The 16,525-nt window shown below is 71.4% G+C and carries 12 protein-coding genes; 5 read left to right on the forward strand and 7 right to left on the reverse strand.

Translation table 11 applies throughout. The features are described from left to right. Positions 1–5: 5 nt before the first annotated feature. The 6 genes from ABEA87_RS36950 to ABEA87_RS36975 form a co-directional block, all read right to left on the reverse strand. Positions 6–1,316, reverse strand: a complete 1,311-nt coding sequence (locus tag ABEA87_RS36950) for a Gfo/Idh/MocA family protein (protein WP_345637823.1) — start codon at positions 1,314–1,316, stop codon at positions 6–8. Between the two features lie 20 nt (positions 1,317–1,336). After that, positions 1,337–2,215: a carbohydrate ABC transporter permease gene (locus tag ABEA87_RS36955; RefSeq protein ID WP_345637825.1), complete on the reverse strand. Its 879-nt coding sequence runs from the start codon at positions 2,213–2,215 to the stop codon at positions 1,337–1,339. Next, complete coding sequence (locus tag ABEA87_RS36960; RefSeq protein WP_345637827.1) at positions 2,212–3,219, reverse strand: carbohydrate ABC transporter permease; 1,008 nt, start codon at positions 3,217–3,219, stop codon at positions 2,212–2,214. Before ABEA87_RS36960 ends, ABEA87_RS36955 begins: the two co-directional genes overlap by 4 nt. Then, positions 3,219–4,703, reverse strand: coding sequence for an ABC transporter substrate-binding protein (locus tag ABEA87_RS36965; protein WP_345637828.1), 1,485 nt, complete (start codon positions 4,701–4,703; stop codon positions 3,219–3,221). Before ABEA87_RS36965 ends, ABEA87_RS36960 begins: the two co-directional genes overlap by 1 nt. A 58-nt stretch (positions 4,704–4,761) precedes the next feature. Further along, positions 4,762–8,331, reverse strand: a complete 3,570-nt coding sequence (locus tag ABEA87_RS36970; RefSeq protein WP_345637830.1) for an endo-1,4-beta-xylanase — start codon at positions 8,329–8,331, stop codon at positions 4,762–4,764. A gap of 188 nt (positions 8,332–8,519) precedes the next feature. Continuing rightward, complete coding sequence (locus tag ABEA87_RS36975) at positions 8,520–9,665, reverse strand: LacI family DNA-binding transcriptional regulator (RefSeq protein ID WP_345637831.1); 1,146 nt, start codon at positions 9,663–9,665, stop codon at positions 8,520–8,522. Between the two features lie 242 nt (positions 9,666–9,907). Here ABEA87_RS36975 and ABEA87_RS36980 point away from each other — a divergent pair, with 242 nt between their 5' ends. Next, positions 9,908–12,364 (forward strand): MGH1-like glycoside hydrolase domain-containing protein, encoded by a 2,457-nt coding sequence (locus ABEA87_RS36980; RefSeq protein WP_345637833.1) that lies wholly within the window; start codon positions 9,908–9,910, stop codon positions 12,362–12,364. On the opposite strand, the gene ABEA87_RS36985 is transcribed toward ABEA87_RS36980, so the two are convergent. Further along, complete coding sequence (locus ABEA87_RS36985; RefSeq protein ID WP_345637835.1) at positions 12,310–13,176, reverse strand: phytanoyl-CoA dioxygenase family protein; 867 nt, start codon at positions 13,174–13,176, stop codon at positions 12,310–12,312. The genes ABEA87_RS36980 and ABEA87_RS36985 overlap by 55 nt on opposite strands. Positions 13,177–13,219: 43 nt before the next feature. Between ABEA87_RS36985 and ABEA87_RS36990 the strand changes: the two genes are divergently transcribed. The 4 genes from ABEA87_RS36990 (at position 13,220) to ABEA87_RS37005 (ending at position 16,504) form a co-directional block, all read left to right on the forward strand. Continuing rightward, positions 13,220–14,140: a helix-turn-helix transcriptional regulator gene (locus ABEA87_RS36990; RefSeq protein ID WP_345637837.1), complete on the forward strand. Its 921-nt coding sequence runs from the start codon at positions 13,220–13,222 to the stop codon at positions 14,138–14,140. Beyond that, positions 14,133–14,834, forward strand: a complete 702-nt coding sequence (locus ABEA87_RS36995) for an RBBP9/YdeN family alpha/beta hydrolase (protein WP_345637839.1) — start codon at positions 14,133–14,135, stop codon at positions 14,832–14,834. Before ABEA87_RS36990 ends, ABEA87_RS36995 begins: the two co-directional genes overlap by 8 nt. A 5-nt stretch (positions 14,835–14,839) precedes the next feature. After that, positions 14,840–15,616, forward strand: a complete 777-nt coding sequence (locus tag ABEA87_RS37000; RefSeq protein WP_345637841.1) for a phytanoyl-CoA dioxygenase family protein — start codon at positions 14,840–14,842, stop codon at positions 15,614–15,616. 114 nt (positions 15,617–15,730) lie between these two features. Further along, positions 15,731–16,504, forward strand: a complete 774-nt coding sequence (locus ABEA87_RS37005; RefSeq protein ID WP_345637843.1) for a cyclase family protein — start codon at positions 15,731–15,733, stop codon at positions 16,502–16,504. The last annotated feature ends 21 nt before the right edge of the window (positions 16,505–16,525 follow it).

Here is a 16,525-nt window from a genome sequence, read left to right on the forward strand (position 1 = left end):
AGCGATCAGTCCAGCGCGAGGACGGTGTCGGTGGGTACCGCCTCGCCGGTGGCGAACGAGCGGTTCGCGGACAGCCCGGTCACCAGGGCCAGCGCCCCGTCCCGCGAGCCGGCCCGGTCGCCGGCCTGCGCCTGGTCGCCGTCCAGCAGCGTGGCGAGCAGCCGGGAGTCCGCGCCGCCGTGCCCGGCGTGGTCGTGGTCGACGGTCTGGTCGACCGGTGGCTCCCACAGCGGCCGCAGGGTGATGCGGGTCTGCCCGGCCGTCGGCGCGGCCAGGTGGCCGTGCACCTGGCCCCGGGCCGAGAGCACCCGCTCGTGCGGCGGGGTCCAGGTCGACTCCTCCACCTCCAGCTCCACCCGGCCGCGGGGGCCGTTGAACATCACCCGGTACCCCTCCCACGGCGAGTACGCGGTGAGGTGATAGCTCATCGACGCACCGGTGTCGTACCCGACCAGCACCGCCATGTCGTCCTCGATGGTGACGCCGTCGGCGAACACGTTGCGGTCGCGCAGGTAGCCGTCGTGGCGCTCGGCGTCCAGGTACAGCGCCGTCAGCGTGGGGTTGTCGGCCAGGTGCAGGGCGAACGGGTCGTCCTGGGCCGGCGGGGCGCCGTGCGCCCGCTCGTAGTCACGCGCGTACCCGTTGCGCCGCCCGGCCTCGGGGCCGTAGAACGTCAGCCCGCCCCGCCCGTACACCACCCGGGGGGCAGCAGCAAGCCACCAGTTCACCAGGTCGAAGTGGTGCCCGGCCTTGTGTACCATCAGCCCGCCGGAGTTGGCCTTGTCCCGGTGCCAGCGGCGGAAGTAGTCCGCGCCGTGCCGCACGTCCAGCAGCCACTCGAAGTGCACCGACGTCACCGGCCCGATGGCGCCCCCGGCGAGCAGCTGCCGTACCCGCTGGTGCACCGGGTTGAACCGGTAGTTGAACGCCACGGTCAGGTCGTTGCCGGTCTCCCGTACGGTGTCGAGGATCCGCCGCGCCTTGCCGGCCTCGGTGGTCATCGGCTTCTCGGTGATCACCCGCAGGCCGGCGCGCAGGGCCGCCACGATGTACCCGTCGTGCGTGGCGTCCACTGTGGTCACCACCACCAGACCGACGCGCTGCTCGCGCAGCATCTCCTCGAACCGATCGGGTGGGTAGGTGGCCGCCTCCGGCCGCCCGGCGGCGGCCAGCAGCTGGTTGTGGAAGGCCATCCGCGCCGGGTTGCGGTCGCACAGCGCCACCACCAGGTACTCGTCGCGCTTGGCGAGCCCCTCGGTGAACAGCTGTGCGCGGCTTCCGGTGCCGACGATGGCGGTGCGGACCGCGGCGGACATCAAACCTCCAGGAATCGTTGTCACTGCTTGACGGCGCCGGCCAGACCATTGACGAAGAACCGTTGCAGCAGCAGGAAGAGCAGGATGATCGGGGCCAGCGTGATGACCGTCCCGGCGCACAGCAGCGTCCAGTTGGTGGAGTTCTCGCCGATGAACGCGTACATGCCGACCGCGAGGGTACGCAGCTCCGGCCGGCCGAGGGTGAACACCAGCGGGAGGAAGAAGCTGTTCCACGCGGTGATCGCGGTGAACAGCCCGACCGTGGCCACCATCGGGCCGGACAGCGGGAGCATGATGCGCCAGAAGGTCTGGTTGAAGCCGGCCCCGTCCACCTGCGCCGCGTCCTCCAGTTCGCGGTCGATGGCCATGAAGTAGCCCATGAACAGGAAGGTACCGAACACGACGCCGCTGGAGGACTGCACGATGATCACGGACCACAGGCTGTCCAGCAGGTGCAGCCGCTGCATGAGGTCGAAGATCGGGATGATGGTGTACCCGTGCGGCAGGAACAGCGTGGCCGAGACGAGCCCGAGGCACAGCTTCTTGCCGGGGAACTGGGTGCGGGCCAGCACGTACCCGGCCATCGAGGTGACCACCAGCGTCACCAGCACGGTACCGATGGTGATCAGCAGTGTGTTGAGGAAGTACCGGCCGAACGACGCCTCCTGCCACGCCTGCTCGTAGTTGGACCACATGAAATGCGACGGGATCGGGTTGAGGCCGCTGGTGAAGAACTGATCGTCGCTCTTCAGCGAGCTGCCCAGCGCCCAGAACAGCGGGTACAGCCAGGCCAGCCCGCCGATCAGCAGGGCGGCGTGGGTCATCGCGGACACCATCCGGCGCCGGTTGCGGATTCCGGCGCGGCGCGGCGCCGGCCGCCCCACAGCGATCGCCGTCATGACCGGCCTCCCTGCGTTTCGCGCCCGGCGGCGCGCCGCTTGACCAGCGTGCGCAGCACCACCACCTGGACGACCGAGAAAACGATGAGCAACAGCCCGAAGAAGAACGACGCCGCCGAGGCGAGCCCGACGTTCGGCTGCACCGCGTTGGCGTTGGTTCCACCGAATGCGAGGTGGTAGATGTACGTGTTGACGACCTCGGTGGAGAAGTAGGGCCCACCGCTGGTGAGCACCTGCACCAGGTCGAAGACCTGGAAGGTGCCGATCACCGCGAGTACCAGGATGACCACGCCGACCCCGCGCAGCATGGGGATGGTGATCCGCCGGAACAGGGCCACCCGGCCGGCGCCGTCCAGCCGGGCCGCCTCGTAGAGCTCCTCGGGGATGGTCTGCAGCCCGGCGAGGAAGTAGACCAGGTTGTAGCCGAACGTGTGCCAGATGCCGACCGCGATCACGATGCCCAGGGCGAAGTGCGGATCGCCGAGGAAGTCGATGTGCGAGTGGGTCAGGTGCAGGTCCATCAGCACCGTGTTGATCGAGTCGCCGAAGTTGGACACCAGTAGCTGGATGACCACGCCGATCACCGCCGCCGAGGTCACCACCGGCAGGAAGAACAGGGTGCGGTAGAACGACGCGAAGCGCAGCCGCCGGTTGTTGAGCACCAGTGCCAGGGCCAGCGCGAGCGCCAGCTGGACCGGCACCACTATCGCGGCGTACACGAAGGTGTGCGCCAGCGAGCGCCAGAAGATGCTGTCGTGCATGATCTGGCGGAAGTTGTCCAGCCCGACGAAGGTGGTCGGGTCTCCGATTCCGTCCCACTGGTACAGCGTGTACCAGAGTGAGGCCACGATCGGGTACACGATGAACGCCAGCAGCAGTATCACCATCGGCGCGAGATACAGGTACGACCACAGGTACCTGCGGGCGCGCCGCCGCGCCGGCCTCGCGACCGGCGCGGACGCCGGGGCGGGGTCGGCGCGGCGGGTGGGGGAGACCGCCACCATCAGGACGCCGGCTTGGTGGTGTAGGCCTTCAACGGGTCGAAGTCCGGGAAGACGAAGTCGCTCGCGTTCACCTTGGCGCCAGAGGAGTTGGCCTTCTTGATCGCGTCCGACAGCCCCGCGTTGCGGTGCCCCTCCAGGTCCGACAGCGCGCTGGCGACGTTCTTGATCTGTCCGGTGTAGGCACCGGCCAGCACGTCGTTGATGTCCGGCTTGACCGTGTCCAGGGTCAGCTTGGCGACGTCCGGGTTGCGGATCGTCGGCTGCGGCCCGTACACCGCCGTGTTGGCCATCGCGACGTACTGCGCGAACGGCTTGGAGGTCACGTCCTTCGTGTCGTTGGACTCCGGGTAGATCGACAGGCCCTGGCCCGAGGCCACGTAGCGCTTGCCGGAATCCACGCCGCCCAGCCAGTCGAACCAGGCGAACGTCTCGTCGGGGTGCTTCGCCTTGGAGGATATGGCGAACAGGTATCCGCCGGGCGGCCCGTAGAACAGCGCCTGCGGCGTACCGGTGGGCGAGGGCAGGGTCATCAGGCTGTAGTCGGTGAACTTGTGCTCGGTCCACTCGGGCTGGTTCCACACCCCGCCGACCGTCATGCCGAACTGGCCCCGCTCGAAGTAGGCGCGCGCCTGCTCGTCGGAGATGCTCATCGAGTTGGGGTAGATGTAGCCGTTCTTCTTCCAGTTCAGCAGCAGCGCGATGACGTCGGCGTAGTTGCGGTCGGACGAGTAGGTCCACTTACCGACCCGGCTGTCCAGGCTGTCGATGCCGGCGCTGGCCGCGCCGCCGGGGGAGCCGGCACCGCGGACGAACAGGTCCAGCCACCAGGCCAGCGTGGTGTTCTGCGAGTTGCCGAACCCGAAGCCGTACACCTTGCCGTTGCTCTTGGACTTGATGGCGGCGGCGGCCCGGCTCACGTCGTCCCACGTCTTCGGGATCGCGACGGAGCCGTCGGGGTTGGTGAGCCCGGCGTTCTTGAACACTCCATTGTGGATGTACAGCTGGAGCGAGGGGGCCGGGCCGGCGAACGGTGCGCTGTAGATCTTGCCGTCGAACTCGTTGTTGCCCTCGATGAAGCTGTTCTCCGGGTACCGGGACTTCCACGAGTCGGTCGCCCACTTGTCCAGCGGCGTCAACCAGTTCTGAGTCACCTGCTGCGTCAGCGGCGGGCTCTTGGGAAGCTGGAACATGTCCGGCGCGTTGTCGCTGCGGAACGCGAGCGAGACCAGGTTCGGGTACTGGTCGGCGACCTGGGTGGTCTTCTTGATTTTGATCTTCGGGTTGGCCTTCTCGAACAGCTTGATCTCGTTGTCCACCCAGGGTGCCTGGCTGACGAACGAGTCCCAGTAGTTCACGGTGATGCCGCCGCCGGATGAGGACGAGCTGGAGGAGCAGGCGGCCAGCCCACCGCCCAGCGCGGCGGCTCCGGCGCCCAGGCCCGCTGCGCGCAGCAGCGAGCGGCGGCTGAAGGTTGGGGACGACATGGCTTTTCCTCCTATCGGGCCCGCCGGCGGCGCAGGCCGCCGGCGGGCGGGGGGTGCGTCAACAGGCGGGTGAGGACTTCGTGGCGGTCTGCGAGTACCCGTCGAGGGTCCAGGTCAGCGGGGTCTTGCCGTCCCAACTGACCGCGACCCGCTTGGGCCTCTGGTACGGCAGGAAGTACGTGGTCTGGCCGCGATCGGCCGCCCCCGTACCGAACGTGTTGTCGGCGCCCACGGGCACCGGGATGTAGTAGTCGTTGGCGCTGGAGTAGCCGAAGTAGGCGGTGAAGACGCCCTTGTCGTCCTTCACCACGCATGCGGCGGTGGGCTGCACCGGGCTGAACGCGGTCTGTTCGGGCCCGGCCGGTTGCAGCGCCGCGTCGTCGAGGTAGAAGTCGTCGGCACCGGTGGTGGTGTCGACCCACCACTCGGCCTTGGCCAGCGTGCCGGTCCAGCTGACCGGGACGTTGTTGGCCGACAGCAGGGTCCAGCCGTCCGCGTTCACCGGGGCCGACGCCATCGGCATGGTCACCGAGGAGCCGTCGGTCATGGTGAGCTTCAGCCGTACCTCGGCCGTGGTGTCCGCGGCCCCGCTGGCCATCCGTACCCAGGCCGAGGTCTTGTACTGGGCGCCATTGGTGACCTGCACGCCCTGGGCGGGACCGGTGTAGTTGAACGTGCGGCCGGTGGCGCGCACCGCTCCCGCGCCGCCGTGTGCCTGGTCGGTGGCGGCCTGCGCGACGCAGGGGGAGAAGCAGTACCAGTTGGCGATGCCCTGCTCCGCGTCGCCGTTGGTCATCAGGTCCGCGCCGGCCACCGGGGTGGCCATCGGAGCGAAGGACGCGTCGTCGACGAGCAGGTCCCCGGTGCCGTTCACGGTGCTGATCCACCACTCGGCCTTGGTCAGGGTGCCGGACCAGCTCACCTTGACGTTGCTGGCACCGACCCGGGTCCAGCCGTCGCCGGTGATGGTGGCGTTGCCGAACCGGTAGGTGACGGTACCGGTGGACGTGGTCAGCTTCAGCGAGACCATGCCGGTGTCGGTACCGGGCTGGGCCAGGCGCAGCCAGGCCGAGGAGTCGTACAGGCCGCCGTTGCTGGGCAGGGAAACGCCCTGCGCGGGGCCGGCGAACGCCGCCGAGCGGGCGGTCACCGACAGGTCACCGGCGCCGGTGTGCGGCGTGGTTCCCGAGTTCTTCAGGGCGCAGGTGCCCAGGCAGTACCAGCCGTTGGTGGTGGCCCGGTTCTCCAGGGTGCCGTTGCCCAATGTGGACGGTGTCGGCAGGTACGGGGTGATGGCCGGCGGTGCCTGCGGTGGCGGCGCCGTGCCGGAGGTCGGGGTGATGCTCACGTCGTCGGCGTCGCAGGTGGCCGACGTCGGGTTCGGATTGGACCACACGAACGCCTGCGTCCAGGTGGTACCGGCGGGCGGGGTGAACGCGAGCAGTTTCTGCGTGTACGCGCGCTCGTCGGCGTAGCTCGTCTCGTACTGGAACGTGGGCTTGCCGGCGGTGGCTCCACCGCGCACCCCGATGTAGCACTGGGTACCGGGGCCGGACAGCTTGGCCCAGCCGGACAGCAGGTAGCTCGTGCCGCTCGCCACGCCGATGACGTTCTGGGTCACGCCGCTGCCGGGCGCCAGTGCCAGCGCGCCGGAGCCGCTGTGCGCGTCGGCACTGGTGGCCGGGCCGGTGCCCAGCGGGGTCCAGCCCTTGGTGGCGGTCTCGAAGTCGCCGTCGCCGACCGGGTTGATCGGGGCGGTGGCGGGGGAGCTGGCCACGCCGTCGGCGACCACGGTGACCGAGGCGCCGGCGGTGGTCGGCATGGACACCTTGACCTGCTTGGAGACGCCGCCCACGGTCACCGTCACCAGGTAGTCGCCCTGGAAGCCGCGGACGGTGTAGTCGCCCTTCTTGTCGGTGCCGCCGGTGACGTCGGTGTGCCACTGGTGCTCGATGAGGTTCTGGAGGACCAGCGCGGCGGGCTTGGGCGACCAGTCCTGGTTGTACAGCGCGACGAGCGGGGTGTAGATGTTGCCGGCCCAGAAGCCGAAGTTGGCCAGCTCCGTGACGTTGGGGTCGGAGAACATCGCCGTCATGAAGTCGCGGGTGTAGTCCGCCTGCAGTTGCTGGTCGTCGGTGTTGACGTCGAACTCGGTCACGCCGACCTTCACCCCGAGCGCGGCGAACTGGTCCACAATGGACAGCAGTTGGTCCGGTGGGGTGAGTTGCAGGCCGTTGAAGTGGCTCTCCATGCCGATCACGTCGATCGGGGTGCCGGCGGCCTTCATCGACTTGACCAGGTTGTAGTCGTAGCTGCGGTGCCGGCCCTCCTCGCCGCCGTTCTCCAGGATGCCGTAGTCGTTGAGCGACAGCCGGGCGTCGGGTGCGGCCTGGTGCGCCAGGTCGAACCAGGAATCGATCTCGTTCTGGCCGAGGATGTCCTGCAGGTTGTGCTCGGAGTACGGCTCGTTGACCACGTCGATCTCGTCGGCGATGCCGTTCATCGCGGAGGCCTCGTCGGTGACGTGCGCGTCGACCCGGGCGCGCAGCGCCGCCGGATCGTTCGCCAGGCCGGCCACGTCGGCCGGCATGTTCCCGAAGGACGGCCAGACCAGGTTGTGCGCGCGGATGGTCAGCCCGTTCGCGCGGGCCCACTGCAGCGCGGGGTAGGTCAGGGTGTCCCGCTCGGTCTGGTTCTCCCAGTGGCTCCACTTCAGGTTGTTGCCCAGGGACACCTCGTTGAACAGGCTGGTGCTGATGTCGCGGATGTTCGCCGCGTCGGTGGCGCTCACCCCGGCCGACGGGTCGTCCAGCAGGTGCGAGGCGTCATCGGCGGTGCCGAAGTCGAACGCACTGCGCTGCTCGGAGACCCGCACGGTGGCGCCGTTGACCGGCTTGCCCTTGGTGTCCACCACGGACACGTTCAGGTTGCCCTTGCGGTACTCGTCGATGCGCTGGTCGGCGGCCGTGCGCCAGGCCGCGTTCGGGTCGCGCCCGTCGTAGGTCACCTTCGGATACGCGGCCGGGGTGCCGGGGCCGAGGTCGGTGACCGAAACGCCGGCGATCTGGAGGGTCTGAACCCCGTACCCGAGCCACAGGTTCAGGTGCGCGCCCGCCGCCGGGTAGCTGACCGCCGCCCGGAACGGGAAGGTGAACTGCTGCCAGTCCGCGCCGAACTGCAGCGCGGCGTTGAGCGACTTGGTGAACGGGTTGCCGTCGGTCTCGAAGACCAGGTGCGCGTTGCCGGTGCTGCCGCCCGCGATGGGCTGCGTGGAGCGGGCCCACACGGTGACCGCCATGGCGTCGCCGGCGGTCACCGCCGCGGCGGTCGGGGTGCCGAGGGTGATCTCGAACTCGCCGTCGAGCCCGGTGCTGGTCGGGCCGTTGGGCACCGCGATCTGTAGGGCCTGGGTGAAGTCGGCCTCGCCGGTCACCGGCACGATCTGGGCGGCCGACGTGGGCAGGGACTTGAACTCGGTGAAGGTGGTCAGCGGATCGGGCGGCAGCACCGGGAACGGTGCCGCGTCGGCGTGTGCGGGCAGGGAGAATGCCTGCAGGGCGGTGGCCGCGAGGACGGCCAGCACGGCGGCGCAGGCGGATCGTCTGCCTCGCGAGAAGCTACGTCTCATGTACGGATCCCTTCCAGCGGGGGTGTGCGCAGGAGGTTCCCCGTCCGCCGGTGGACTCCGGTGGACGGCCGTGTGGGTCTAGCCGGGCACGCGGGATCCCGCGACGCCGCCCAGGGCGGTGCCGGAGAGGGTGCGTGCCGCCGGCCGCGGCTACCGGCGCTGCCGCGCCGGGCCGTGGCCGCGGGTATTCATGCTGTGGTGGTGGTCTGGGCGCGGGCGCGGCGCTCCCGGGTGACCGGGGCGGGCCCGCAGCTGGCGCGGGCGATCAGGTTGGTCGGCAGCGACAGCCGCACCGGTCGGGCGGCGCCGTCGGAGTTCGCGGCCCCGGCGTCGTGGTCGTTCGCGCCGCCGCCGGTGACCGCGCGGACCGCGTCCGCGGCGCTGGCGTCGGCGGCCTGGATGCCGGCCAGCAGCAGTTCGGCCGCTCGCCGGCCCATCTCCACAAAGGGCTGCTGGATGGTGGTCAGCGGCGGGTGGATCTGTGCGGCGGACTCGATGTCGTCGAATCCGATGATGGATACGTCCTCGGGTATCCGCAGGCCGGCGTCGGCCGCCGCCTTCATCACCGCGTACGCGGTGGAGTCGCTGTGCGCGAAGACCGCGGTCGGCCGCTGCCGTTTCGGCAGGGCGAACAGTTCGCGGGCCCGGGCACGGGAGGTCTCCGGGTCGAACTCACCCGGCTTGGTCAGCTCCGGGTCGGGTTGGATGCCCGCCTCCCGCAGTGCGGTCAGGTAGCCGAGGTACCGGTCCTGGCAGCACTGGAACTCCATCATCCCCTGGACGCAGGCGATGCGTTCGTGCCCGAGCCGCAGCAGGTAGTTGACGGCGGCCAGCGCGCCCTCATAGTTGTCGGCGGTCACCGACGGCAGGTCGACCGGCGTGCCCAGGGTGTTGATGAGCACCACCGGCATGCCGTCACGGTGCAGCGCGACCAGCGGGTCCAGCGGCTGCCGGTCGGTGACCACCAGCAGTCCCGAGGACATGCTGGAGGTCAGGATGCGGTCGATGACCGGGCCGTAGTAGTCCCGATCGTTGGTGGCGGTGTAGAGGATGATGTCGAAGCCGGTGCGCTCGGTCACCGCGGCCACCCCGAGGTTGATCGAGGCGACCATGTGCCAGGACAGTCCGGGCACGATCATCCCGATCAGCCGGGTGCTGCCCTTGGCCAGTGCGGTCGCCGCGAAGCTCGGCACGTAGTTGTGCCGGCGGATGACGGCGAGCACGTGCCGGCGGGTGGCCGGGTCGACGCGCGGGCTGTTGTTGAGCACCAGCGACACGGTCGACTTGGACAACCCGGCGAGAGCGGCGATGTCGCGGATGGTCAGCTTGGCCATCGTGCCCACCTCCGTCCAATTGTGAGCCGCCCCGAAAGGGGCGTTGGGGGTGCTCGCCCGCACCACCGACCCGGCTCGCGCCGCGGCTGGCGGGTGCGGGCCGGGTCGTTGGACAGGTCCAACGCGCTGCCGGGACGCTAACAGTGGACCAGTCCAACGTCAATACACCGTCGACGATTCGCTGTTCACGCACGTTCTCGTTGCGCTAACCACCGCGTCGTGCCAACATCGACGCATTCATCTTGGACCGGTCCATCGAGATCAGCACCGCGACTTTGGACCGGTCCAGCAAACTCGACCCGGCTCGTGCCGCCGCCATCGGCCCCGCCGGGCGCGCGCCACCGACCGTTGCGCCACCGACCGTTGCCTCACCGCTCGCCGACCCGTCAGGAGAGCACGCCATGCCGCCGTACACGCTCGACGACTTCGCCTTCGACCTGCGCCGCGTGGCGCCGCCCGGGGACATCTGGGTGGGCAGCGGCACCGGTACGGTGGCGCCGCTTCCTCGCACGGTCTGCGGGGTCGGTGGCTGGTTCGCCCCGCCGTACGCGGTGCCCGACGGCAGGCTGACCGTCGCGCTGGAGGTGGACGGCGCCACGGTGCTCGACACCGGTGAGCGCGGCGCGGGCGACCGGGGGCTGCTCTACGCCGGCGGCACCTGGCGGCCGGACCGCATCGAGCGGCACGGCACGTACCACCAGTACCGCGACGGCACACCGGTGTCCGTCGCGGTGCGCAGCACGCTCACCCCCCGGCACGGTGAACCCGGCTACCTGCTGGAGATCGCGGTACGCAACCGGACCGACCGGGCGCTGCCGGTGCGGCTGCGCCCCGAGGTGTCCCCGGATCGCGGCCGGCACGTGCCACTGCGGGACTGGGGCTGGATGCCACCGGGGTCGGGCGCGGACGGTCCGCCGGTCACTCTTGTCCACGGTGGACTGTCGGTCGAGCTGCCGCCCGGCGGCGAGCGGGTGTTCGCCCTCGGGATCGGCATCGGCCCGTCCGGAGACGGTGCCGCCCTGGCCGACGGCGCCACCCTGGCCGACGGCGGCGCCCCGGCCGACAGCTCCGCCCCGGCCGACGGTGCCGGCTCGGGTGCGTCGGACCCGGGGGCGCTGGCTGCGAATGCGGCGGGCGGCCCGGTCGCGGGATGCGAGGTCCTGGTCGCGGCCGCGCGGCGGGCCACCCGCCGCTGGGAGGAGCGGCTGGGCGAGGCGCTCGCCCGGGTGCCCCGCATCACCACCGACATCCCGGGCCTGGACGAGTACTACCGCCGGTCGCTGGCCAGCGGGCTGGTCTGCCTGTGGGAGGGGCCGGGGTTCGTCACCACCCCGTTCGTGGCCACCTCGGGATTGGACGGCGGGGCGGTGTGTGGGTACGCCTGGGACACCGGCGGGTACGCGCCGCACCTGCTGACGCTGATGCTGGGCGAGCGAGTCACCGCCGTGATCGAGGCGATGATCGCGGCCGACCTGACGCACCACTACGCCATCGCTCCGGACGGCACCGGCCTGGGCGTGCCGTACGCGTACAGCGCCTGGTCGCTGGTGACCCTCGGGTACGCGGCGGCGGCCGCGCACGGCATCGACCCCTCGCTGGTGGGGCGGCTGCACGACGCGCACGAGGCGCTGGACGGCCGGTTCGCGCCGTGGGGGCCCGAGGGCGTGCTGCGCGACTACGGCGATCAGCACAACCTGCTGGAGATGCGGGGCGCGGGGTGGGAGCACGTGGTCGCCAGCCCCAACGCCGAACGGGCCCGGTCACTGGAAATGCTCGCCGATCTCGCGGACTGCTCCGGCGCCGGGCTGCCGGTCGACGCGCTGCGCGAGGCGGCGGGGCGGGTCCGCGCCGAGGTGGCCCGGCAGCTCTGGGACGCCGAGGCCGGCTGGTTCCGCAGCCGGTACCCGGACGGGCATACCGAACTGGCGTACTCGATCCAGGCGTTCGACGCGCTGCGCGCGGGCGCCTGTACCGACGAGATGGCCGCGGCGCTGCTCGCCCAGGTCCGGCCCGGCGCGTTCCTCGGCGAGTACGGCGTCAGCAGCGTCAGCGCCCTCGACGAGCGGCACTACGAGCTCGGCGACGTCGACTGGTCCGGCGGCGGCGCGTACAGCGGGGAGGGGCCGCAGCTCGCCCTGACCCTGTGGGAGCGGGGCGAGTCGGCGCTGGCGTGGGACGTGCTGCGCCGGCTGCTGTGGATGGGCCGGCACTTCCCGTACTTCCCGCAGGAGCACTACTGCGACCGGCCGGCCGCGCCGCCGGTCGGTCGGCGGGCCAACGTCATCGCCGGGCTCACCGGCGCCGAGGCCATCCTCACCGGGCTGCTCGGCGTGCGGCCCCGGTCCGACGGCGCGCTGGTGGTCTCGCCCCGGCCGGTTGCCGAGGGCACCGTGGCACTGCACGGACTGCGCTTCCGGGGCCGGTGCGTCGACGTGGTGGCGGCGGCGGGGGAGTGTCTGGTCACTGTGGACGGTCGACCGGTGCCGGCCGGGCCGGACGGCACCGTGCTCGCCGTGCCGCCCGCCGGCCCGGCCGCCCGGCCGCCCGCCGGCCCGGCTTCCGAAGGCTCGATCCCCGACGGCTCGATCCCCGACGGCTCGGCTCTCATCGAGGCGGGCCGGGGCGCGGAACCCGCCGCGGCCGGCTACGCGGCGGGCGCCGGGGGCCACAGCGTCGGGCAGACCCGCGGATCGGCGTAGTCCGGTGCCCCGTCGACGCCGCGCACGAGCCGGTCGTTGCCGTGCCGCGCCGGCTCGCCGGCCGCCGTGAGGTGATGGCGGTAGCGGTTGGCGGCCGGCTGCAGGTGGATCGCCAGCGACCGGCGCGGCCCGGCACCCCGGTTCGGCCCGCTGCCGTGCACCGTGCGGCAGTGGTGGAAGCTGACCTGGCCCCGGCGCATCCGGGTGGGTCGCGCCGCCACCGGATACCCCTGCCGGGTCAGCCGCGCCTCCAGCCCGCCGAGGTCCTGAGAGAAGAAGTCCAGCCCGGTCACGTCCCACCGGTGACTGCCGTCCAGAAAGGACACCGAGCCGCCGTCGGGGTCCACGTCGTGGAAGCCCACCCACGCGGTGAGCAGCTGCTCGGACTCACAGGACAGCCAGTACTGGCGGTCGGTGTGCCAGCCCACGTTGGCCGGCACGCCAGGCTCGTCGACCGGCTTGTACAGCAACTGGTCGTGCCACAGCCGGATGCCGGCGCTGCCGGACAGCACCGCGGCGGTGGCACCGATCAGCGGGTAGGCCACCAGCCGGGCCAGCTCGTTGACCCGCAGAGAGGCGTAGTCATGTTTGCGCAGCCCGTTCCCGTCGCCGGGTTCGAAGCCGCCCACGCCGGGCGGGTCGGCGTCGTAGTCTCTGGCGTAGTACCGGTCCATGCCGCGCGCGGCGGCGTCGAGCAGGTCGTCGGGGAGGATCACCGGCGAGATCCAGTAGCCGTGTTCGGAGTAGAACGCGACGTCGGACGGGCCGGGCAGCAGGGACTGCTGGGCGGCGTCGAGGGTCGAGAGGTCCATGGCCCGACGGTAGGCGGGGACCCGACCGGAGGGATTGCCCGTTGTGCAGGAGTACGTGCACGATCCTCAGGTGCCCGGTCCGGCGGCGCGGGCGGGCGACCCCGGCGCGCCGGGCGTGTGGCGACCGGCCGGCCTGCGCGCCGGGTTCCACGCGGAGCTGGGGGAGCACCCCAGCGGCCTGCGCCACGCCGGCGAGCAGTGGGCCCCGTCCCGATTCCTGGTGCGGCCGCACAGCCATCCGGTCTGGGAGCTGTACCTGCAGGTGACCGGGGTCAGCCGCTGGCAGGTCGACGGTCAGCGGTTCGCCCTGGCGCCCGGGCACCTGTTCGGCGTCGCCCCGCGGGTGGCGCACCAGATGGCCGAGGAGTCGACCGGCGCCCACCACTTCTACTTCGCGGCGCTCGACCTGGCGCCGGCCTTCGCCCGGCAGCCGGCGCTGGCGCGGCGCTGGCGCGACCTGCCGCGGGTGCTGCACCGGGCGGACGCGGTCACGCTGGGCGACCCGTTCCAGCAACTGGTCGAGGAGCTGACCGCGTACCGGGCCCACCGGCACGAGGGGCTGACGCTGGCCGTGGACCGGCTGGTGCTTTCGGTCAGTCGCCTGCTGGCGCCCGGTGGGACCGCGCCGCGGCTGGCGGCGCACCCGGCCGTGGCCCGGGTGCGCGCCCTGATCGAGCGGGACTACCAGCACAACTGGACGCTGGGCGAACTGTCCGGCGCGGTGGGGCTGGCCCCGACGTACCTGGCCGGGTTGTTCGCCCGCGAGCTGGGCGTGCCGCCGCACCGGTACCTCAACCAGTGCCGGGTCAGGCGCGCCGCGCAGCTGCTGCGGGCCAGCGACGTACCGGTAACGGCGATCGGCATCGAGGTCGGCTTCGGCTCCGGGCAGCATTTCGCCCGGGTCTTCCGGCAGGTGACCGGAGTCAGTCCACGGGAGTACCGCACAAGGGAGAGTCATGAGTGAATCGGGCAGGCGGGGCGGCGACGGGGCGCAGGATCCGGCTCCGTCGGAACTCACCGCTCCGGCCGGCAACGCGGTGATCGTGCACGGCAAGCCGGGGCGGGAGGAGTATTACGATCCCGACACCCCGTCCAGCAGCAACCACCACTGGTTGCCCTGGCTGGCCAAGCAGCTGATCGTGCGGGACATCCCGGCGCACACGCCGGAGATGCCGCACTCCTACGCGCCGGACTACCCGGCCTGGTGCCGCGAGTTCGAACGGTTCGACGTCGGCCCGGACACGCTGCTGGTGGGGCACAGCTGCGGCGCGGGCTTCCTGGTCCGCTGGCTGTCTGAACACCCGTCGGTGCGGGTGAGCCGGATGGTCCTGGTGGCGCCGTGGCTGGACCCGGACGGGGACCGGGCACCGGGCTTCTTCGACTTCCAGATCGACCCCGGCCTGGTGGCGCGCACGGCCGGGGTGACGGTGGCCAACTCCGACGACGACGGCGAGCAGATCCAGCGCAGCGTGCGCCTGCTGCGCGACGCGGTGCCGGGGCTGGCCTACCGGGAGTTCCACGGGTACGGCCACTTCGGCGTGGACGACCTCGGCGGCCTGGCCTTCCCCGAACTGCTGGAGCTGCTGACCGACCCGGTCGGCGCGCCGCTGGCCGCCGCCGGCACCAACGGCAGTCAAGTCCTCTCGACACGGAGGTGAGTATCGTGACAACGACCAACCAGACCGGCACGGACACGCTCGAGGCGTACCGCCGGGACGGGTACGCCATCTTCCGCGACGTGCTCGACGCGGACCTCATCGCGGAGGCCAGCGACCACGTGAGCTGGCTGGAGGGCCGCCACCCCGGTGTGCGGCCCGAGCAGTTGGGCCACATGTTCCTGCGCGACGACCCGTTCTGGCTCCGGCTGGTCGGCGACGACCGGCTCGTCGACATCGCGCAGCTGTTCGTCGGGCCCGACCTCGCGCTGTTCGCCTCGCACTACATCAGCAAGCCGCCGCGCTCCGGCCAGCCGGTGCTGTGGCACCAGGACAGCGCGTTCTGGCCGCTGGAGCCGATGGAGGTGGTCACGCTCTGGCTGGCGATCGACCACTCGACGCCGGAGAACGGCTGCGTGCGGCTGGTCCCGGGCAGCCACACCATGCAGACCCAGGCGATGCGTGAGGTGACCGAGGTCGCCAGCGTGCTGGGCCAGGAGATAGCGGTGGAGGTCGACGAGGCCGACGCGGTGGACATGGTGCTGCGCCCCGGCGACGTCGAGGTGCACCACCCGAGGATCGTGCACGGCAGCAACGCCAACACCTCGCCGCACCGGCGCTGCGGGCTGACCATCCGGTACATCCCGACGTCGACCCGCATCACCGGTGACGAGCAGCCGTACATCAGCGCGTTCCTGCTGCGCGGCGACCCCGGCGTGAACACCTACCAGCCGTGGCCGGTCTACGAGGAGGGCAAGCACTTCCCCTTCCGGGGGGCCCGATAGGTAACATGCGCGTGCGGCCCGGCCGGCACCGCCGGACGTGGGAGCCAATCCCGACCGGCTCGGCGTGGCGGGCCGGTCGCCGCCCGCCCGACCCCTCGACCCGAAGGAGACGCCGTGCCGGTGCTCGCCGACCTGCTGGGGGCCCTCGCCTCCGGCACCATCGAGGTCATCGACCTCACCGCGCCGCTGACCGACACGACCCCGATCCTCCAACTTCCGGAGCCCTTCGCCAACACGGTCGGGTTCTCCCTCGACGAGATCAGCCGGTACGACGACCGGGGCCCGGCCTGGTACTGGAACAACATTCGCACCGGCGAGCACGTCGGCACCCACTTCGACGCCCCGGTGCACTGGGTCACCGGCCGGGACGGCGACGACATCGCCCAGGTACCGGCCCGGCGGCTGGTTGCCCCGGCCGCGGTCATCGACGTCGCCGACCGGGTGGCCGAGGACCCGGACTTCCTGCTCGACATCGACGACGTCCGGGAGTGGGAGAAGGCGCACGGGCCCCTGCCGGAGGGCGGCTGGCTGCTGTGCCGCACCGGCTGGGACGCGCGCTCGAACTCGCAGCGCGACTTCCTCAACGCCGACGAGACCGGCTCGCACACCCCGGGCATCTCGCCCTCCTGCGCCCGCTGGCTGGCACAGGAGGCGCCGGTCATCGGCATCGGGGTGGAGACGGTCGGCACCGACGCGGGCGCGGCGCCCGGCTTCGACCCGCCGTTCCCGTGCCACTCGTTCCTGCTGGGCGCGAACAAGTACGGGCTGACCCAGCTGCAGAACCTCGCACTGCTGCCGGCCACGGGCGCGGTGGTGGTCGCGGCGCCGCTGCCCATCGTGAACGGCTCCGGCAGCCCGGCCCGGGTACTGGCCCTGGTCGAGCGCTGACGGCGGCCACAACCAACGGGA

This window comes from Rugosimonospora acidiphila, from assembly GCF_039543385.1.
GTDB lineage: Bacteria > Actinomycetota > Actinomycetes > Mycobacteriales > Micromonosporaceae > Rugosimonospora > Rugosimonospora acidiphila.